Source organism: Kitasatospora sp. NPDC127060 (genome assembly GCF_042724935.1).
GTDB lineage: Bacteria > Actinomycetota > Actinomycetes > Streptomycetales > Streptomycetaceae > Kitasatospora.
The window spans coordinates 151667-170689 of record NZ_JBHXEG010000002.1 but is presented as its reverse complement, the minus strand read 5'-3'; the positions used below and the strand labels follow the sequence as shown (position 1 = coordinate 170689).

Sequence of the window (19023 nt, the reverse complement as noted above, 5' to 3'; positions counted from 1 at the left end):
GGAATCCGGCGGGATCGGGCGGGATCAGGCGCCGAGCCAGAGGTCCGGCCCGAACACCTCGTAGTGGATGTCGGCGGCCGGGACGCCCGCCGCGAGCAGCTGCCCGCGCACGGCGCGCAGGAAGGGCAGCGGGCCGCACAGGTAGGCGGTGGTGCCGGCCGGGATCTCGACGGTCGACAGGTCGACCAGGCCGGTGCGCTCGGCGGGCCACTCGCCGAGCGGCTGCTCGTAGAAGACGTGGGCGGTGGCGTCGGCCAGCTTGGCGGTCAGCTGCTCCAGGTCGGCCCGGAAGGCGTGGCTGAGCTGGTCGCGGTCGCCGTGGACGGAGACGACCCGGCGGGTGGAGCCGGTGGCGGCGAGGTGGTCGAGCATCGCGGTCATCGGGGTGTTGCCGATGCCGGCGGAGGCGAGCAGCACCGGGCCGTCGCCGTCGGCGAGGAAGATGTCGCCCAGCGGGGGCGCCAGTTCGACGGTGTCGCCGGCGTGCAGGTGGTCGTGCAGGTGGCCGGAGACCTCGCCGCCGGGCTCGCGCTTGACGCTGAAGCGCAGGGCTCCGTCGGCGGCGCCGGAGAGGCTGTACTGGCGGATCTGGTGGGCGCCGTCGGCGAGTTCGGTGCGCACCGAGACGTACTGGCCGGGCCGGGAGGCCGGGGCGGGGCGGCCGTCGGCCGGGCGGACCAGGTAGGTGGTGACGCTCTCGGTCTCCTGGTGGCGGGCGACGACGGTGTACGGGCGCCACAGGTCGGCCGGGTCGCCGCCGGCGGCGACCTCGGCGCGCAGCCGGTCCTCGACGGCGATCAGCGCGTTGGCCATCAGCCAGTAGACCTCGTCCCAGGCGGCGGCGACCTCGGGGGTGACGGCCTCGCCGAGCACCTCGACGATCGCGGCGAACAGGTGCTCGTGGACGACCTTGTACTGCTCGCTGTCGATGCCCACCGAGACGTGCTTGTGGGCGATCCGGGCGAGCATCGCGTCCGGCCGCTGGTCGGGGTGGGTGACCAGCGCGGAGGCGAAGGCGGCTATCGAGCCGGCCAGCGCCTCGCGCTGGGTGCCGTTGGCCTGGTTGCCCCGGTTGAACAGGTCGCGCAGCAGTTCCGGGTGCGCGGCGAACAGCCGGTCGTAGAAGCGCGGGGTGATGTCACCGATCGCGGCGCCCACGACGGGCAGGGTGGCCTCGACGACCTCGGCGGACTTCGCGGACAGCATCAGAGGAGCTCCTGACTGGTAGCTGAGAACGGCTGAGAACTGGCAGCTGAGAACCGGCAGTTCAGAGCCGGCAGCTCAGAATTGGTATCTGAGATGCGAATTAAAGGCCGTGGGCGCCGACTGACCCCCGGGGGGATGGGGTCAGGCGGCGGGTCCAGGGGTGAGGCTGAGCAGCACCGGCCCGGTGGGGGAGGCCACCAGATCGTCGATGCTGAGCGGGTCGAGCGCGGCGAAGAACGCCTCCTGCGCGGTGCGCAGCGCCCCGCGAAGCCGGCAGGCGGCCCGCAGTGGGCACGGCGGGTCGTCCTCGCAGCCGACCACGTCGCCGACGCCCTCCAGCTCGCGCAGCAGCAGACCGAGCGAGCCGGTCCGACCGGCAAAGGTGATCATCAGCCCGCCGCCGCGTCCGCGCCGGGCCTCCACCACCCCGAGGTGCTGCAGCCTGCTGACCACCTTCGCCGCGTGGGTGTACGGCACGCCGACCGACTCGGCCACCTCGCGGGTGGTCGGGTTCTCGTCCTCGCCGGCCACGGCCAGCCGCATGGCGATCCGGAGGGCGATGTCGGTGCTCTTGGTCAGCCTCACGATCGAAACGCTAGCTAATACGACTCCACAACTCCAATTTCTTGCACGATCTCGACTGAGACCCTGGTCACCCCGGGGAGCCGGATCGCGGGGGAGTCCGATGTCGAGGGGGGCGTGGCGGGGCTTCCCGGTCGAATCCGAACAGTTGGCGACATTACCGATCAGCTCCTGACCCACCATCAGCAACCGCTCTACGCTTCCTGCGGCTCCGGAGCCACGTCCTTCACCGCAGCCCTGCCTGCCGACTCCCCTGGAGATCCCTTGAGACCACGTCGTGCACCCCGGCGCGTCTGGACGGCCGTGACGGCGATATCCGCCGCCACGGCCGCACTGCTCTCCCAGCCCGCCACCGCCGGGGCCGCCGCGCCGCCGCCGACCGTGACGGCCCAGGTGCCGGTGGCGCCGTACCCGGCCGGGGTGGCGCTCAGCCCGGACGGCTCCCGGGCCTACGTGACCAGCCAGAGCAGCGGCACGGTCAGCGTCCTGGACACCGCGAGCAAGGCGGTCACCGCCGGCTTCACCGCGGGGACGGGCTCCTACGCGGTCGCCCTCTCGCCCGACGGCCACCGCGCCTACCTGACCCACCACCTGGACAACGCGGTCAGCGTCGTGGACACCGCGAGCAACACCGTCACCGCCACCGTCCCGGTCGGCGCCCAGCCCTGGGGCCTGGCGCTGTCGCCGGACGGCAGGCACGCCTACGTCAGCAACGCGGGCGCCGGCACGGTGAGCGTGCTGGACACCGCGAGCAACACCGTCACGGCGACCGTCCCGGTCGGCGCCGAGCCGCACGGGCTCGCCGTCTCCCCGGACGGCAAGCGGTTGTACGTCGCGGCCTCCGGTGCCAAGGCGGTGAACGTGGTCGACACCGTGAGCAGCACGGTGAGCGCCACCGTTCCGGTCGGCCACAGCGCCTTCGGTCTGGCGCTCAGCCCCGACGGCAGCCGGCTGTGGGCCGCCGACGGGGACGACACCACGGCGGTCGTGCTCGACACCGGCGCCGGCACCCTGCTGGGCACCGTCACCGTCGGCAACGGCCCGTACTCCGTCGCCCTCGCCCCGGACGGCTCGACCGCCTACGTCTCCAACTACGCCGACAACACGCTCAGCGTCATCGACGCGGCCAGCCGGACCGTCACCGCGACCGTCCCGGTCGGCGCCAGCCCGTACACGCTGGCGCTGAGCGCCGACGGGCGGCGCGGCTACCTCGCCGACTTCACCGGCAACGCCGTCGAGGTGCTGAACTTCCCGCTGCCGGTGCCCGCGGTGACCGGGATCAGCCCCAACGGCGGCTCCGGACTGGGCGGCACCACGGTGACCGTCACCGGCACCGACCTGAACGGCGCCACCGCCGTCACCTTCGGCGCGGCCGGCCCGGCCACCTCGTTCAGCTGCACCAGGACAAGCTGCACCGCGACCGCGCCCGCCACTACGGTGACCGGCCCGGTGGACGTCCAGGTCACCACGCCCGGCGGCACCAGCGCCGCCGTCCCGGCCGACCGCTTCGGCTACACCGCGCCCAGCGCCCACCTGGCCGTCGCGCTCGCCGCGAGCCCGGTCTCCGGCCTGTTCGGCAGCCGGGTCGACTACACGGTGACCCTCACCAACCAGGGCCCCGACCCGCTCACGGGAGCCGTCGTCTCCGCCGCGCTGCCCGCCGGGCTGACCACGACGTCGAGCGACTGCACCGTGGCCGCCGGCAAGCTCGGCTGCGCCCTGGGGGCCCCGCTCGCCAAGGGCGCAGCCGCCACCCGGCACTTCTCGGTCGCCGTCGGCCCGCTGAGCCTGGTCTCCTCCTGGGACGTCACGGTGGCCCGCAGCGCCGGGACCCCCGCCGACCCCTCGCCCGCGACCAGCCGGGACACCCGCAGCTGCACCTCGGTCCTCGGCCTGCTGATCACCTGCCGCTGACCGGCCCGCTCGGGAGGCCCCGTCCGGAACGCCCGGGCGGGGCCCTCCCGTGTCCGGGGGCACGATCCCACCGTCAGCTCTGGACGGAGTGTCCGAATCGGACGTACAGTCCGTCCATGCCTGCCGAAACCCCAGACCCGCGCGTGTCGACCTGGTCACCGGTCTGCCGCGCGGTGGCGCTGCTGCTCGGGCCCTACGCCGAGGTGGTGCTGCACGACACCGCCACCGACCGGGTGCTGGCGATCTGGAACCCGATGACCGTCCGCGCCCCCGGTGACCCGTCCCTGCTGGGCGAACTGGACGGCCTGGACCCGTCCGCGCCGGACGTCTACGGTCCGTACGAGAAGCTGCTGCCGGACGGGCGGCGGCTCTCCTCGGTCAGTGCGGTGCTGCGTGACGCCACCGGCCGGCCGTCGGCGGTGCTCTGCGTCAACCTGGACCGCGGCCCGCTGGACCAGGCCGCCGCCCTGCTGGCGAACTTCGCAGCGCCCACCGCGCCCCGCCCCGAGCCGCTGTTCGAGCGGGACTGGACGGAGCGGATCAACGACGTGGTCGGCGGCCACGTCCGTGCCCGGGGCCGTCCGCTGGAACGCTTCACCCGGGAGGACCGGCTCACCGTGCTGCGCGAGCTGGACGCCGCCGGGGTGTTCGCCGTCCGCCGCGCCGTGCCCGCCGTCGCCGTCGCGCTGCGGATCTCCCGCTCCACCGCCTACGCCCTGCTCGCCGAGCTCAAGCACCCGGCCGGCCCGGGCGTCGACCCCAGGAAGGACTGAGGAAACAGATGACCCAGCTGCCCGACTTCCGGCTGGAGGCCTACTTCACCCGCTGGGAGTTCAGCGCCCGCCACCACCTGACCGCCTCCGACGCCCAGACCATGACGATGGCCGAACTGCTCGCCCTGGCCGGCCCGGAGGACCGCGAGGCCTGGGACACCCTGTCGCTCGGCTACACCGAGACCTTCGGCGACCCGGGCCTGCGGCAGGCGATCGCCGGGATGTACGAGCGGGTCGGGGCGGACGACGTGATCTGCTTCGGCGGCGCCCAGGAGGGAATCAACCTCGCCATGCAGGTGCTGCTCGGGCCGGGCGACCACGCGGTGGTGCTGACCCCCAACTACCAGTCCGCGGAGACCATTCCGCTCTCGCTCTGCGAGGTCACCGGCGTCGCGCTGGACGAGCGGCAGGACTGGGCGCTCGACCTGGACGCGGTGGAGGCGGCGCTTCGGCCGAACACCAGGGTCCTCTCGGTCAACTTCCCGAACAACCCGACCGGCACCCTGATCGACGCCGCCGACCTCGCCCGGCTGGCCGAGCTGTGCGAGGAGCGCGGCATCCGGCTGTTCTCCGACGAGGTCTACCGCGGCCTGGAGCGCGAGCCGGAGCGCATCCTGCCGCAGGCCGCCGACCTCTCGCCCACCGCGCTCTCGCTCAACGTGACCTCCAAGTCGCTGGGCCTGCCCGGGCTGCGGATCGGCTGGATCGCCTGCCGGGACCGCGAGCTGCGCGGCCGGCTGGAGCGGGCCAAGCACTACACCACGATCTGCAACTCGGCGCCCAGCGAGGTGCTGGCCCGGATCGCGATCACCGCCCGGGAGCGGATCCTGGCCCGGAACCGGGGCATCATCGCCGAGAACCTGCCGCTCTTCGACGCCTTCTTCGCCGAGTTCCCCGAACTCTTCGAGTGGCGGGCCCCGGACGGCGGCTGCGTCTCCTACCCGCGCTACCTCGGGGCGGACGGCGTCGAGGACTTCTGCACCGCGCTGGTCGAGCAGGCGGGCGTGCTGCTGATGCCGGCGAGCATGTTCCGCTCCGAGCTCACCGCGACCCCGGCCGACCGCTTCCGGATCGGCGTCGGCCGCCGCGATCCGGGCCCGGCGCTGGAGGCCTTCGCCGAGTGGCTGCGCAAGCGCTGAAACGCGTCCGGGGCCGGGGCACCCGCGCCGGGTGTCCCGGCCCCGGGCTGCGGGCAGACCCTAGAGCTTCTGCCAGGCCGGCTTGGCCGCGTAGGTGTCGCGGAAGTAGTCGGCGAGCTTGAGGCGGGAGGCGGCGGCCTCGTCCACCACCACGGTGGCGTGCGGGTGCAGCTGCAGCGCCGAGGCGGGGACGGCGGCGGCCAGCGGGCCCTCGACGGCCAGGGCGACGGCCTCGGCCTTGGCCTCGCCGGTGGCCAGCAGGACCAGGTGGCGGGCCTCCAGGATGGTGCCGATGCCCTGGGTGATGACGTGGTGCGGGACCTCGTCGATGCTGTCGAAGAAGCGGGCGTTGTCCACCCGGGTCTGCCGGGTCAGGGTCTTGATCCTGGTCCGGGAGGCGAGCGAGGAGCAGGGCTCGTTGAAGCCGATGTGGCCGTCCGTGCCGATGCCCAGCAGCTGGAGGTCCACCCCGCCGGCCTCGGCCAGCGCGCGGTCGTAGGCGGTGGCGGCCGCGGCGATGTCGGCGGCGTTGCCGTCCGGGCCCAGGAAGGACTCCTCGGTCAGGCCGAGCGGCTCGACGACCTCGCGCAGCACCACCGAGCGGTACGACTCCGGGTGGCCGGCCGGCAGGCCGACGTACTCGTCCAGCTGGCAGATCCGCGCCCGGGAGGCGTCCAGTCGGCCGTCCCGGACCCGGGCGGCGAGGGCCTGGTAGATCGGCAGCGGGGTCGAGCCGGTCGCGACGCCGAGCAGGGCCTCGGGCTTGTCGGTCAGCAGATCGGTGATCGCCGCGGCGATGAGTTCGCCGGCCGCTGGAGCGTCAGGGACGATCACGATTTCCATACTGGGTCCACCGTTCTGGGGCGAGGCTGAGGTCTAGACCTGCGCGGTCTAGACCAGTTTGCCGTGAACGTGGCCCCCAGGTCCACCCGGGGCCGGTGCCGGAGCCCGGGAGTTCTGCCTGGTCCGGGCTCCCGGTGCCGGACGGACGGGGAGCCGGGGCCCGAAAAGAGGCCCCGGCTCCCTGCGCCCTGTCGTACGGGCTGCCTGTCCTACTGCCTGTCCTGCTGCCCTGTCCTACGGATGGCGTTCCACCGGTGGACGGTCGGGATGTTCCGAGCTCCCCGACCGAACAGGGGGCCGGATCAGAACGGGTTGGTGCAGGTGGTCACCTGCTTGCTGACGTCCAGTGCCGGGCCGGCGGTGGCGCAGATGATGCGGGGGGCGGTCGCGGTGACCTTCGGGGTGACGGCCTGGGCGGAGCCGAGTCGGACGGTCGTCGCGCTGGCGACCGTCTCCCACGGGCTGCCCCAGGCCTGCTGGGTGCGCACCTCTACCTGAACCATCGTCAACTGGGTGGGGTCCGCGTTGACCTGGGCGATGCCGACGATGCCCTCATCGTCGGCCTGGTGCGTGATGCAGGGGCGGTTGAGCACCGTGGCGCAGGCGACGGTGCCGGCCTCGGACGTCGCCGTGGCGGCCATGGCGGGCGCAGCCGACAGCCCTGCTATCCCTGCCACCGTCATCATCACGGCTGCAATCCGAGTGCGCATGATACGAACCTCCTTGGAAATTAAGGGAATCTCACTCCTTGAGATGAGTGTTGCACACATCCTGGAATCGGCGGGTGTGCGTTGCGTCACACTCATGGTGACGGTTCAACTACTGGCTGCAATCGTTCGTCGGATGTTCAGCGCACGGACAAGTCCCGGCCTGACGGGCGATCAGTTCGTGGGCGGTGCGAAGCCCTCCTCCCCGCGGCGGAGCCAACTCCCCGCCGACCGCCCGGCATTGGACCTGGCCCGTCACTCGTCCGGGTGGCGCATTGCCACCGGGGCGAATCGGACGGATACCATCGAGCCGATCCCACGGAGGTGGCTGCGTGGACACGGTCATCGTGCAACTGCCCGGCCCGGGGCCGGACCTGGCGCCCGGCGCGGCAACCGGTACGCCCTCCGGCGCCGCGCCCGGACTGCTGCGGATGGGCCCCGGCGAGACCGCGGTGTTCGGACGCGGCGAGCCCGCCCGCCCGGTCGCCATCCCGCTGCCCGACCAGGGCGTCTCCCGCCGCGCGGGCGAGGTGGTCGCCGCCGAGGACTACTGGCGGCTGTCCAACTTCAGCGCCACCGCCACCTATGTGGTGGAGAACCTCGAAGGTGCCGGGGAACACATCAAGGTCGCCCCCGGACGCCTCGGCGCACCCGTCCCCTTCGAGCTCTCCCGCGTCCTGCTGCCCGCCCTCGGCGAACCCGCCGCCTTCAAGGTCTTCGCCCCGCAACACGCCTACCTGGACGGCCAATCCGGCGGCGCCGACGGCGAACGCACCGTCAGCCCCTTCGCCCTGGACCCGACCGCCAAGTACTTCCTGGTGCTGCTCGCGCTCTGCGAGCCCCGGCTGCGCTCGCCCTCCACCGCCGCCGTCCCCGGGGTGACCGAGGTACTGGCCCGGCTGCGCGCCCTGCCCTCCTGTCGCGGACTGACCCGCTCGGCGGTGAACTACCACATCGACTACCTGGTCGGCGCCAAACTGCGGCTGCGCGAGCCGTACGAGGAGGGCCCGGCCGGCGGCAAGCGCGAGGAACTGGTGGCCCTGGCCCTGCGGTTCGACCTCGTCCGGGAGGAACACCTCCCGCTGCTCCCGCCCCGGCGCCCGGTCACCCGGCCGTGAGCCCCGCCGACCAGCGGGGCACCGAACAGCCGGGCGCCGACCGACCGGACGCCTCTCCATCCGGCGCCATGCGGCCGCCCTTCGAGGTCCCCGACGGCTACCCGCTGGCCGGCTACCGCACCGGTGCCTTCCTCGGCGCCGGCGCCTGGGGCAGCGTCTACGCCGCCGAGGGGCCGGACGGCACCCCGGTCGCGGTCAAGATCCTCGGCCCGACCCGCTCCAGCCCCGGCCAACGCCGCACCATGGGTCAGATGGCCGCCGGCGAGCTCCGCTTCAGCCGCCGCGCCGACCACCCCCACCTGATCCGCACCCTCGCCGTGGTCACCGTCGAGGACCCCGGCCATCCCGAACTGGACGGCGCCGTCGCCCTGGTGATGGAGCGCGCCGCCCGCAGCCTCCAGGACCTCCTCGCCGCCGCCCGCCCCGGCACCCCGCTGCCCGGCGCCGAGCGGATCCTCACCGAGGTCTGCGCCGGGCTGACCCACATGCACCGGGCCGGCTGGGTGCACGGGGACCTCAAACCGGCCAACATCCTGCTGATGCCCGACGGCACCGCCAAGATCGCCGACTTCGGACTGACCGCCGAACTCGAGGGCACCCACGCCTACGCCCCGCCGCTCGGCTCGCCCGACCACGTCCCGCCCGAGTGGTGGTCCCAGCGCACCGGCGCGCGCGGAGTCGCCGTACGCCCCAGCGCCGACGTCTGGGCCTTCGGGGTGATCGCCCACCAGCTGCTCACCGGCGGGCTGCACCCCTTCCTCGGCGCCACCGCCCGGGCCCGCTCGCTGGCCGCCCAGGCGTACGCGCGCGGCGCCGCCCCGCTGCGGCTGGACCAGACGCTGACGACCCGCTGGCGGCCGGTGGTCGTGGCCTGCCTGGCGCCCGGCCGGGAGGAGCGCGCCCGCACCGACCTCGCCGCGCTGGTCGCCCGCGCCACCGCCCGCCCGGCGGGCCGCCGCCCGATGCTGCGGGCCGGCGTCGGCCTGCTGGCCTGCACGGCCGTGCTGCTCGCGGTGACCGGCGGCCCCGAGCCCGTCCGGCCGGGTGCCCACCGGGCCGCACCGCCGCTGCCCGGGGCGATCCCGGCCGGCTCCGACGTCCCGACCGCCTACCGGAGCATGATCGAGGACGCCGCCCGGCGCTGCCCGGAGCCTGAGGTCACCCCGGTCCTGCTGGCCGCGATGCTCAAGGCGGAGAGCGGGTTCGACCCGAACGCGGCCCGCCCGGAGACCGGAGAGTACGGCATCGCGATGTGGACGCCCGCCGTCTTCGAGGCCTGGGCCAAGGCCGCCAACCACGCGGGCCCCAAGTCGTACCTGGACCCGGGCGACGCGATCGCGGCGATGGGCAACTACGTCTGCTGGCTCGACCAGCAGCTCAAGCGGCACGGCTTCACCCGGGACCTGCCCGCCCTGGTCACCGCCGCCTACCGGACCAGCGACAAGACCGTGGCGGCCGCGGGCGGCGTCCCGGAACGGGTCCGGCCGCACGTCGACAAGGTGCTCCGCTATCTGGCCGACTACGGCGGGTGACGGTGCGAATCGGGATGGGTCGTGCCACATCCCCCCGTATCCCGGCGCGGGCACCCGGAGGACCGGCCTCCGGTCTGGGATCCTCGGGCGCATGATCACGAAGCTCCGCGCGGCCACCGCGCAATGGACCGTCGTCGTCCCGGTGGCGGCGTTCGTCGTCCTCGCCCTGACCTGGCACGAGGACCTGCCCGGCTGGGTGGTGGGCGTGGTCGCCGTGTTCCTGATCGGGGCCGTGCTGGCGGCCGTGCACCACGCCGAGGTGATCGCGCACTGGACCGGGGAGCCGTTCGGATCGCTGGTGCTCGCGGTGGCGGTCACGGTGATCGAGGTCGCGCTGATCGTCACGCTGATGGCCGACGGCGGGGACAAGTCCGCCACCCTCGCCCGGGACACCGTGTTCGCCGCCGTGATGATCACCTGCAACGGGATCATGGGCCTGTCGATCATCGTGGCCGCGGTCAAGTACCGCACCGCCGTCTTCAACGCCGAGGGCACCGGCACGGCGCTCGCCTGCATCGCCACCCTCGCCACCCTCAGCATGGTGCTGCCGACCTTCACCACCAGCACCCCCGGCCCGCAGTTCTCCACCACCCAGCTGACCTACGCGGCCATCGCCTCGCTGGTGGTGTACGGGCTGTTCGTGACCACCCAGACCCTGCGGCACCGGGACTACTTCCTGCCCGTCACCCCGGAGGGCGAGGTCCGGCGGGTGGAGGACGAGGAGGACCACGCGGCGCCCCCCACCGTCCGGGCCGCCGGGGTGAGCCTGCTGCTGCTCGCCGTCGCGCTGGTCGCGGTGGTCGGTCTGGCCAAGGGCGTCTCGCCGACCATCGAGTCCGCGGTGGACAGCGCCGGGCTGCCGCACGCCGTGGTCGGCGTGGTGATCGCGATGATGGTGCTGCTGCCGGAGACCATCGCGGCGCTGCGCTCGGCCGTCCGCAACCGGGTGCAGACCAGCCTCAACCTGGCCCTCGGCTCGGCGCTCGCCAGCATCGGCCTGACCATCCCGGCGGTCGCGATCGCCTCGGTCTGGCTCTCCGGCCCGCTCGTGCTCGGCCTCGAACCCTCGCACCTGGTGCTGCTGACCCTGACGGTCGTGCTCGGCACCCTGACCGTCATCCCGCGCCGGGCGACCCTGCTGCAGGGCGCGCTGCACCTGGGGGTGCTGGCGGAGTTCGTGGTGCTGGCGGTCAATCCGTGACGACGGTGAACCGCTGAGGCCCTCCGGGCCGTCGTACTGGACGGAAGCCCCTGGCACGTCCCCCCGTGCGGTCAGGGGCTTCCGTCGTCTTCGGCCGTGACCTGCTTGGGAGCGGGCGGGTCACGGCCCGGAGACCCCGGCCCGCCGGTGGTACGGCGGGCCGGGACTCCGTGACGGCCGCGGCTCAGACGCGGCCATGGCGGCCTCCGGGGGGCTCAGACCCCCGGAGACGGCGTCGGGGTACCTCGGGAGGCGGGGTGCCTCGGGAGGTGGGGCTGCCTCAGGCGGAGGTGCGGCGACGGCGGGTGTAGGCCACCGCGCCGGCGCCGGCCACCAGCAGGGCGGTGCCCGCGCCCGCGTACAGCAGGGTGCCGTCGCTACCGGTGGTGGCCAGCTTCTTGCCGTCCGAGGCGGCGCCCGGGATCGGGGTCGGGACGCTGACCTTGGCCGGGATGACCAGCGGCTGGTCCGGGGTGACCTTGGTGCCGGTCCCGGGGTGCACCGGGACGGTGGCGGTGGGCGGGGTGGTCGGGCCGGCGCTCGGCACGGTGCTGGGGGCGTCGGTCGGGACCTCGGTGGCCGGGGTGGTGGGCGCCGGGGTCTTGGCCGGCTCGGTGGCCGGGGCGGTCGCGGGGGTGGTCGGCGGGGTGGTCGGCGGGGTGGTCGGGGGCACCACCGGCGGCGTGCTCGGCGTGGCCGAGTGGGAGGGCGCGGGGGTGTGCGACGGCGACGGGGTGTGGCTCGGCGACGGGGTGTGCGAGGGGGTGGTGCTCGGCACGGCGGTCGGGCTCGCCGACGGGGCCTTGGTCGGGCTCGCGGAGGGCTTGCCGGTCGGAGCCGGGGTCTGGCCGCCGCAGTCGACCTTGAAGACCTTGTGCTTGGGGTTGCTGACGTCCGGGTGCTCCGGCAGCTCGCCGTCGACCAGCGGGACGGCCTTCCAGAACAGCTTGTAGTGGCCGTCCGCCAGGTTGATGTCCTCGGTGCGGATGTGACCGTGGTCGTCGACCGGGAGGTCACCGAACACGACCGGCTCGGTCATGTCGCTGTTCATGTCGAAGATCGCCCAGAGCACGTCCTGGTTCGGGTCGAAGCCGAAGGAGTCCAGGTAGAAGGTGCAGACCTTGGGCTCGTTGCGCACGTCCTCCTGGCCGGTGGCGGCGTCGTGGATCTTCACGGTGCCGTTGTTGCCCGGGGCGCCCTTGCCGTTGCCGCCCGCGACGGCGTGCGCGGCGGGGGCGAGCAGGAGCAGGGCGGCGGCGGTCGGGACGGCCACCAGGGAGCGTGCGGCGGTGGAGCGGATGTGCATGTGTGTTCCATCGGGTGGGGCAGGCCGGGACGAGCCTGTGGGGTGGGAGGGAGTCTCCGGTCGGCCGCTGGACCGGGGGCGGGCCGCGTACGACGTGAGGGGCACAAAAGTTCCCCTAGTGGGAAACGTGACGCAAGGGAGGTTTGGCCGGAATGCCTCGCCGAGGGCGATTGGTCCGGCTAGTCCCTCGCAACGATCCGATCACCCGGTTGTGGGGAAAACGTGCGTCCCGCAGGTATCCGTGGCTGTCACGGGCGGCCGGCCCCGCCCGGCGGCCGGAACGACGGCCCCGCGGGTGGCCGGTATTGGCCGGTCCGGGGCACAGGTCCGCGTGTCGGGGCGGCGGGCGGAAGCCGGGGTTCTCTATCGTCCGTCTGGAACCGCCCAGCCCGCCGATTCCGTGGTGCGCGCGGCCGATCGCGCGAGCAGCCGGTCGAGCCGGCCGCCCATCCGACCCAGGGGGAGTGCTCGATGCCCGGCCCAGAGCAGCAGGTGCGACCGGAGCGGCAGCGGCCCGCCCGGACCGAGGACAGCGCCGACGTCATCGTGGTCGGCGCCGGACCGGCCGGCGCCACCGCCGCCTACCACCTCGCCCGCACCGGCCTGGACGTCCTCCTGCTGGAGAAGTCGGCCTTCCCGCGTGAGAAGGTCTGCGGCGACGGCCTCACCCCGCGCACCGTCAAACAGCTGGTGGACATGGGCATCGACGTCTCCGAGGAGGCCGGCTGGCTGCACAACAAGGGCCTGCGGCTGATCTCCGGGCACCGCTCGCTGGAGTTCGACTGGCCCGAGCTGTCCGCCTACCCCGGTCACGGACTCGTGCGCCGCCGCGCCGACTTCGACGAACTGCTCGCCCGCAAGGCCGCGGCGGCCGGCGCCAGGCTCGTCGAACGGGCCAACGTGGCAGGGCCGTTGACGGACGAGCGGTCCGGCCGGATCACCGGTGTCAGCGCCAAGCTGGGAGAGGCCCGCGAGCCCGTCGAGTACCGCGCCCCGATCGTGGTGGCCGCGGACGGCAACTCCACCCGGCTGTCCGTCGCGATGAAGCGCTACCGGCGCACCGACCGAGCGATGGGCGTGGCCTACCGCACCTACTTCACCACCCCGCGCCACCAGGACCGCTACCTGGAGGCCTGGCTCGACCTGCGCGACCCCACCGACCCCGCCCACCGCCTGCTGCCCGGCTACGCCTGGGTGTTCGGCATGGGCGACGGCACCGCCAACGTCGGCCTCGGCGTCCTCGACACGGCCGGGACCGACCTCGACTGGCGGGATCTGCTGCGCCGCTGGTGCGCCGACCTCCCGCCCGGCTACGCGTACCACCCCGACGCCGTCACCGAGCCGATCCGCGGCTCCGCGCTCCCGATGGGCCTCAACCGCCAGCCCCACTACGCCGATGGCCTGTTGCTGATCGGCGACGCGGGCGGCACGGTCAGCCCCGGCACCGGCGAGGGCATCGCCTACGCGATGGAGTCCGGCCGCTACGCCGCCGAGACCATCGTCCAGGCGCACGCCCGCCGCACCGACCGCGGTCGCGAACTCGCCCTGCGCGCCTACCCGCAGCGGCTGCGCTCCGCCTACGCGGGCTACTTCGCGCTCGGTCGGCTGGCCGCCGACCTGCTCGGCCGCCCCCGGCTGCTGGGCGCCGCCGGGGCCGCCGGGCTGGGCCACCCGGCACTGCTGAAGGTGGCGTTCCGGCTGATGGTCAACCTGACCGAGCCCAACTCCAAGGACGCCCTGGACCGACTGCTCCACCTGGTGGGGAGGGTCGCCCCGGGGCGGTGAGCCCGGACATCCTGCCGGGCGGGGGAGGCCGGTGTCCCGGGTTCGGCCGGAATCGGGGAGCATGACAAGCCGTCAGCTGAATCTATTGACGGATGATCAGCCGATCGGATTGCCTGGTGGCGAACCGGCCACGGAGGGTGAGCGAACGCCCCTCCGCGGCCGGTTCCCTGACAGCCCCGACGGTCCGGGCGGTCCGGCAGTCCGGGCAGTCCGGGCGGTCGGGGCGGTCCGGACAGTCCCGACCACCCCGACCACCCCGACCACCCCGACCGCCCCGATCGACGGAGACACCGTGCGCCTTCGCCTTCGCCTGCTCGTCGCGCCCCTCGCGGCCACCGCCGCCCTGACCGCCGTGACCGTCCCCGCCGCGGCCGCCACCCAGGGCACCGCCACCCCGGCCGACCAGTGCTCGGCCGCCTACCGGCACGACGACGCGCGCCTGGGCCCCCAGGACCTCCCGAGCAGCGGCCCGGTCGGCCGCCAACTCCTCGGCTACCAGCGCACCGGCGGCGCCGCCGAGCAGGACTTCCTGGCCGACTACTACGACCCGGGCGCGAACGGCGGCAAGGGCGGTTGGAAGTACCCGCCGTCCGACGGCTACGTCACCCTCCCCGACGGCAGCCCGGTCGAGTTCGACCTCACCCTCTACCCCAACCAGAACATCGACCGCTACGGCAGCGAGTACGGCGCCTTCCTCGCCCCCGAGGGTCTGCCCTACGCCAACCGCGCGATACCCCCGCAGAGCCTCGACGGCACCCCGGCGGCCGGCTGCAACTACCACGACTACAAGGTGGTCAAGCCGTTCAAGGTGCATGCCGGGCCCATCGCCCCCTGGTTCAACCAGCCCGGCTGGGGCCTGCAGTACCAGCTCGACGCCACCCTCCTCCCCGGCGGCCCCGCCAGGCTCAACGTGCTCTGGCTGGTGGAGAACGGCTACCTCGCCCGGATCTGACCGGGCGGCCGTCCGGTGGCCGCCGCGCCACCGGACGGGCCAGCCGCCCACCCGGATATTCGCTGGCGGCGGCGGAGCGGCCGACGGTAGGAAGACGGGGTGACCACCAGCGACCCGGCGACCGACCGGCGCCTCTTCCAGCCCGCCGTCCTCGACCTCGGCGACGCCCTGCTCCGCCCCTGGGGCCGCGCCCTCGACCTGCCCGGCGGCACCCTCGCCGCGGTCTCGGCGGCCGCCGCGGACCAGGAGATCGCGCGCTGGAACCCGCTGCGCCATGCCATCGACCCGGCCGGCGCCGCCGCCTACCTCGACCGCGCCGACGAGCAGTGGTCCGACGGCGGCACCGCCTGCTTCGCCGTCACCGACGCCGCCGACGGCAGGCTGTGCGGCAACGTCGCCCTGAGCTGGACCGACCGGGCGGAGGGCATCGCCATGGTCGGCTACTGGCTGCTCGCCGCCGCCCGCGGCCGCGGCCTCGCCACCCGGGCCACCACCGCCGTCACCCGCTGGGGCGTCCACACCGCCGGCGTCCGCCGCATCGAGCTCTACCACGCCGTCGGTAACACGTCGTCCTGCCAGGTCGCGCTCCGGGCCGGCTTCCCGTACGAGGGCACCCTGCGCGAGTCCTACCGCCACGCCGACGGCCCCTACCACGACGAACACCTGCACGCCCGCCTGGCCACCGACCCCGAGCCGGCCACCGGCGGCCCGACGGCGCCCGACGGAACGTGAGGAGCGGTCGTGCCGTCGACTACCGGTGGGACTGGGCGAGTTGGACGAGGTTGCCGCAGGTGTCGTCCAGCACCGCGACGGTGACCGGGCCCAGCGCCGTCGGCTCCTGGGTGAACCGCACCCCGAGCCGGTGCAGGCGGTCGTACTCGGCGTGCACGTTGTCCACCGCGAACTGGGCGGCCGGGATGCCGTCCTCGACCAGGGCGGTCTTGAACGGGCCGACGGCGCGGTGGTTGTCGGGCTCCAGCAGCAGCTCGGTGCCGTCCGGCTGTTCGGGGGAGACCACGGTGAGCCAGCGGTACTCGCCGAGCGGGACCTCCTCCTTCTTCACGAAGCCCAGCACCTCGGTGTAGAAGCGCAGTGCCTTGTCCTGGTCGTCGACGAACACGGTGGTCAGGTTGATCCTCATGGGGAGCCCTCCGAAGTGCCCGGGTGGTGGCGGCGGTTGCCGAGCCGATCGTAGATCGCCCGTAGCCAGGGCTGCCGGACGGCGGGCAGCCGGGCGAGGCGGTGGCACAGCAGGTACCGGTCGGGCTCGAACAGCCGGTGCGGGCGCAGCGGCAGCGGGTCGTCGCGCTCCTCGCCGACGGGCAGCCTGGTGGTGAGCCGGGCGGGCGGGAAGGCCAGGTACCTCCACACCCCGGCGTCCAGCGGGACGGGCAGCGCGCCGAAGCCGGCGGGCGGCTGCCAGGCGGCGCCCGTCCACGGGTGGCGGGGGACGAGGGCGATGGCCGGGGCCGGGGTGGGGGCGAGGCCCGGCCCGGCCAGGCCCAGGGTGCGGGCCGGGGGGCCCGCCGGGAGCAGCCGCTGGAGGGTGCGGCCGAAGGTCTCGGTGAGCAGGCCCGGGGGCACGGCCACCGGCTCTCCGCCGGAGGCCGCCAGCACCTCGGCCAGGGCCGTCCCGACGGCGGCGGTCCAGCGTCCGTTCCACCAGCCGGCCGGCTCGACCGGCGGCAGCGGGGGCACCGTCCAGCCGTCCCCGGCCGGGTGGGGCGGGCCCTCGACCGGCAGCCGGCGCACGGCCCGCGGGTGGAGCCACACCGCCTGCCAGCGGTAGCAGTCGTCGATCCGGGCGCCGACCGTGCGTCCGCACCCCGCGCAGGCCAGGTTCGAGTCCCCGGCCGCCGCGCAGCAGCCCTCGCACTCCTCGGGGATCAGCACGGTGGCGCGGGTGTCGCCCGGGGCCAGCAGCACCGCGCCGCCGGGCCCGCACCGCAGGCCGTGGACCGGCGCGTACACCCCCCGTGCGGCGGCCTCCGACGCCGTGACCTCGGCCCAGGGCCGCCAGGGCGGTTCGGACGGCTCCGGGTCGACGGCGAAGGTGCCCGGCTCCAGCAGCGGCGGCAGGTACCGGTCGCCGCCCTCCTGGTGGGCGTGCGGCGGCAGTGCCACCTCCGTGACCGGCACGGACAGCTCCGTGCCGCACCCCGCGCACGCGAACACCGCCACGCGCTCTCCCCCCGTTCGCCCGTGAACACCGGGTATCCCGTGAACACTGGCAGTCCCGTGAACACCGGGAGTATCGCGGCCCGGGCACCGCGCGCCAAGCGGTTTTCGCCCGGCGCGGGACCGGTTCCCGGCAGGCTGCGCGCGGGGCCGGGGAGCGTCCTAACCTGGAAGGGCGCGCACGGTGCGTGGCCTGCGACGGAGGCACGGGAGAGGTGGCCATGACGGTGATCTCGGCGGCCCTCATCGGTACCGACTGGCGGCCCCGGCTGCCCGGCGGCGCCGAGCTGCTGCGCGAGTGCGCCGCGCGGGGCTGGACGGTGGTGCTGACCGGCCCCGGGCCGGCCGGTGCGCCCGCCCTGACCGTGACCGCCCCCGGCGGCGATCCGGTGCGGGCCGCGCTGGCGCTGGTGGACGGCGCGCCCTCGCACGCCGTGGCGGTGGCCGGGAGCGTGCGCGAGGTGCGGGCGGCGCGGCGGGCCGGGGTGCCCTGCGTCGCCCTGGAGGCCGGCGGGGACGCCGGCCCCGAGCTGCGGGCGGCCGGCGCGGCCGAGGTGCACCGGGACGCCGCCGCCCTGCTGCGTGTCCTGGACGACAGCCTGCTCGCCCGTCCCCGGGCCTTCGGGCGCGTGGCCGCCGCAACAGGCGGTCCCCGGAACGGTTAACGCCGGCCCGTACCGGGCAACCGCCGGGTGCGAGCACGTCACCGGAAGTGTCGGAGGTGACCGAGATGGACGGACCCGCGTTGAGCGGATGGGAACGGCGGCTCCTCGAGGAGATCGAGTCCGATCTGCGCCAGGACGCGCGCCTCGACCGGAAGTTGAGCACGATGGGGGCGAAGCGGCCGAACCGGGTGCAGGCCGCGCTGCGCGGCGTCGGGCGCCGGATCTCGGCCGGGGTGCTGCTGACGGCGCTGGTGATGACGGCGATCTGCGCCGGCATCGCCGTGCGCACCCCGACGACGGCGGTGCTGGTCGCCCTCGGGGTGGTCTGGGTGGCCTCGGTGGCGGCGGCGGTGGCCGCCACGGCACTGCTGCGGCGGCGCCGGGGAGCGGGCCGGGCCGACAGCGCCGACCCCTTCCGTTCGGACCGCTCGGACCGCTCGGACCGTTCGGACCGCTCGGACCGTACGGACCGGAGGGAACGGCGCGAGCGCCGTGAGCGCGGTGACGGCGGGGAAGGACATGAACGCCGGCCCTGGGACCGCCCGGAGGCGTGACGTGACGAGGGACCGAACCACCGAGAGGTGCGCATGAGTACCGACCTGTGGGAGTACCGCCCGGGCTCCCACCCCGCCGCCGACCCCACCCTGGTCGGGTACGAGGTCCAGGCCACCGACGGCCCGCTCGGCCGAGTCGAACAGGACGCCGGAGACCACCTGACGGTCGACGCCGGCCCCTGGGTGCCGGGCACCCGGGTGCTCGTCCCGGTCGGCCTGGTCGCCCGGATCGACCACCTGGACCGCGCCGTCCACCTCGACTGCCCGCGGGCCCGGCTCGCCGCCGTCCCGCCGCCGGCCGAGAACCTCACCGCCCGCCGCCGACACTGAGCCACGGGCTGGCCGTCCACCACCCTGACCGGCCGGGCGATCGCCTTCCTGGTCGCCCCCCGACGGCGCCGAACAGCAGGAACTGGCCTCGCCCTGGCAGGCAGTGGTCGAATCCGGCGGCCTCCTCCGGCTGCTCTCCACCCGCGCGGCGGCCGCGCGGCGCAAGTGAGCCGTCCGCTGCCGTTGAGGCCCGGTGCGGAGTCGGCAGCCGGGCGGGCCGCCGCCGGAGCCGGAGGCC

The 19023-nt window shown here is 74.5% G+C and carries 19 protein-coding genes; 12 read left to right on the top strand and 7 right to left on the bottom strand.

Going from position 1 to position 19023, the window contains the following annotated elements; genetic code table 11:
- Positions 1 to 24: 24 nt before the first annotated feature.
- Both ACFWIS_RS02745 and ACFWIS_RS02740 read right to left on the bottom strand, forming a co-directional pair.
- The gene (locus tag ACFWIS_RS02745) at positions 25 to 1206 is read right to left on the bottom strand and encodes a globin domain-containing protein (RefSeq protein ID WP_380461206.1); all 1182 of its coding nucleotides are present in this window, start codon (positions 1204 to 1206) and stop codon (positions 25 to 27) included.
- Between the two features lie 141 nt (positions 1207 to 1347).
- Positions 1348 to 1791 carry an RrF2 family transcriptional regulator gene (locus tag ACFWIS_RS02740; protein ID WP_380461205.1) on the bottom strand — a complete coding sequence of 148 codons (444 nt, stop codon included), beginning with the start codon at positions 1789 to 1791 and terminating at the stop codon, positions 1348 to 1350.
- 300 nt (positions 1792 to 2091) lie between these two features.
- On the opposite strand from ACFWIS_RS02740, the gene ACFWIS_RS02735 reads away from it, so the two are divergent.
- The 3 genes from ACFWIS_RS02735 to ACFWIS_RS02725 all read left to right on the top strand — a co-directional run bounded on the left by ACFWIS_RS02735 (position 2092) and on the right by ACFWIS_RS02725 (position 5614).
- On the top strand, positions 2092 to 3702 hold the full coding sequence (locus ACFWIS_RS02735) for a beta-propeller fold lactonase family protein (protein ID WP_380461204.1): 1611 nt from the start codon (positions 2092 to 2094) through the stop codon (positions 3700 to 3702).
- 116 nt (positions 3703 to 3818) lie between these two features.
- Positions 3819 to 4475 (top strand): transcriptional regulator, encoded by a 657-nt coding sequence (locus ACFWIS_RS02730; RefSeq protein WP_380461203.1) that lies wholly within the window; start codon positions 3819 to 3821, stop codon positions 4473 to 4475.
- A gap of 8 nt (positions 4476 to 4483) precedes the next feature.
- The gene (locus tag ACFWIS_RS02725) at positions 4484 to 5614 is read left to right on the top strand and encodes an aminotransferase class I/II-fold pyridoxal phosphate-dependent enzyme (protein ID WP_380461202.1); all 1131 of its coding nucleotides are present in this window, start codon (positions 4484 to 4486) and stop codon (positions 5612 to 5614) included.
- 60 nt (positions 5615 to 5674) lie between these two features.
- Here the strand turns inward: ACFWIS_RS02725 and nagB are convergent, their stop codons facing one another.
- Entirely contained in the window at positions 5675 to 6457 is a 783-nt protein-coding gene (nagB, locus tag ACFWIS_RS02720; protein WP_380461201.1) for a glucosamine-6-phosphate deaminase, read from the bottom strand.
- A gap of 302 nt (positions 6458 to 6759) precedes the next feature.
- Entirely contained in the window at positions 6760 to 7167 is a 408-nt protein-coding gene (locus tag ACFWIS_RS02715) for a hypothetical protein (protein ID WP_380461200.1), read from the bottom strand.
- Between the two features lie 329 nt (positions 7168 to 7496).
- On the opposite strand from ACFWIS_RS02715, the gene ACFWIS_RS02710 reads away from it, so the two are divergent.
- The 3 genes from ACFWIS_RS02710 to ACFWIS_RS02700 all read left to right on the top strand — a co-directional run bounded on the left by ACFWIS_RS02710 (position 7497) and on the right by ACFWIS_RS02700 (position 11015).
- On the top strand, positions 7497 to 8282 hold the full coding sequence (locus ACFWIS_RS02710; protein WP_380461199.1) for a serine/threonine protein kinase: 786 nt from the start codon (positions 7497 to 7499) through the stop codon (positions 8280 to 8282).
- Positions 8279 to 9814, top strand: a complete 1536-nt coding sequence (locus tag ACFWIS_RS02705) for a protein kinase (RefSeq protein WP_380461198.1) — start codon at positions 8279 to 8281, stop codon at positions 9812 to 9814. The genes ACFWIS_RS02710 and ACFWIS_RS02705 overlap by 4 nt, the downstream gene beginning before the upstream one ends.
- A 91-nt stretch (positions 9815 to 9905) precedes the next feature.
- Positions 9906 to 11015, top strand: coding sequence for a calcium:proton antiporter (locus ACFWIS_RS02700; protein ID WP_380461197.1), 1110 nt, complete (start codon positions 9906 to 9908; stop codon positions 11013 to 11015).
- A 280-nt stretch (positions 11016 to 11295) separates the two neighbouring features.
- Here ACFWIS_RS02700 and ACFWIS_RS02695 read toward each other — a convergent pair whose 3' ends face one another.
- A complete protein-coding gene (locus ACFWIS_RS02695; RefSeq protein ID WP_380461544.1) occupies positions 11296 to 12321 on the bottom strand; it encodes an LPXTG cell wall anchor domain-containing protein in 1026 nt (341 codons plus the stop codon).
- Positions 12322 to 12792: 471 nt separating this feature from the next.
- Here ACFWIS_RS02695 and ACFWIS_RS02690 point away from each other — a divergent pair, with 471 nt between their 5' ends.
- The 3 genes from ACFWIS_RS02690 (at position 12793) to ACFWIS_RS02680 (ending at position 15790) form a co-directional block, all read left to right on the top strand.
- Positions 12793 to 14106 carry a geranylgeranyl reductase family protein gene (locus tag ACFWIS_RS02690; RefSeq protein ID WP_380461545.1) on the top strand — a complete coding sequence of 438 codons (1314 nt, stop codon included), beginning with the start codon at positions 12793 to 12795 and terminating at the stop codon, positions 14104 to 14106.
- 292 nt (positions 14107 to 14398) lie between these two features.
- Positions 14399 to 15058, top strand: coding sequence for a TNT domain-containing protein (locus ACFWIS_RS02685; protein WP_380461546.1), 660 nt, complete (start codon positions 14399 to 14401; stop codon positions 15056 to 15058).
- A gap of 99 nt (positions 15059 to 15157) precedes the next feature.
- Complete coding sequence (locus ACFWIS_RS02680) at positions 15158 to 15790, top strand: GNAT family N-acetyltransferase (RefSeq protein WP_380461547.1); 633 nt, start codon at positions 15158 to 15160, stop codon at positions 15788 to 15790.
- A 19-nt stretch (positions 15791 to 15809) separates the two neighbouring features.
- Here ACFWIS_RS02680 and ACFWIS_RS02675 read toward each other — a convergent pair whose 3' ends face one another.
- Both ACFWIS_RS02675 and ACFWIS_RS02670 read right to left on the bottom strand, forming a co-directional pair.
- Positions 15810 to 16199, bottom strand: a complete 390-nt coding sequence (locus ACFWIS_RS02675; protein WP_380461548.1) for a VOC family protein — start codon at positions 16197 to 16199, stop codon at positions 15810 to 15812.
- Entirely contained in the window at positions 16196 to 17197 is a 1002-nt protein-coding gene (locus ACFWIS_RS02670; RefSeq protein WP_380461549.1) for a hypothetical protein, read from the bottom strand. Before ACFWIS_RS02670 ends, ACFWIS_RS02675 begins: the two co-directional genes overlap by 4 nt.
- A gap of 260 nt (positions 17198 to 17457) precedes the next feature.
- Here ACFWIS_RS02670 and ACFWIS_RS02665 point away from each other — a divergent pair, with 260 nt between their 5' ends.
- The 3 genes from ACFWIS_RS02665 to ACFWIS_RS02655 all read left to right on the top strand — a co-directional run bounded on the left by ACFWIS_RS02665 (position 17458) and on the right by ACFWIS_RS02655 (position 18785).
- Entirely contained in the window at positions 17458 to 17901 is a 444-nt protein-coding gene (locus ACFWIS_RS02665) for an HAD family hydrolase (RefSeq protein WP_380461550.1), read from the top strand.
- Positions 17902 to 17966: 65 nt separating this feature from the next.
- Positions 17967 to 18455 carry a DUF3040 domain-containing protein gene (locus ACFWIS_RS02660; protein WP_380461551.1) on the top strand — a complete coding sequence of 163 codons (489 nt, stop codon included), beginning with the start codon at positions 17967 to 17969 and terminating at the stop codon, positions 18453 to 18455.
- 33 nt (positions 18456 to 18488) lie between these two features.
- Positions 18489 to 18785, top strand: coding sequence for a PRC-barrel domain containing protein (locus tag ACFWIS_RS02655; protein WP_380461552.1), 297 nt, complete (start codon positions 18489 to 18491; stop codon positions 18783 to 18785).
- Positions 18786 to 19023 lie beyond the last annotated feature (238 nt).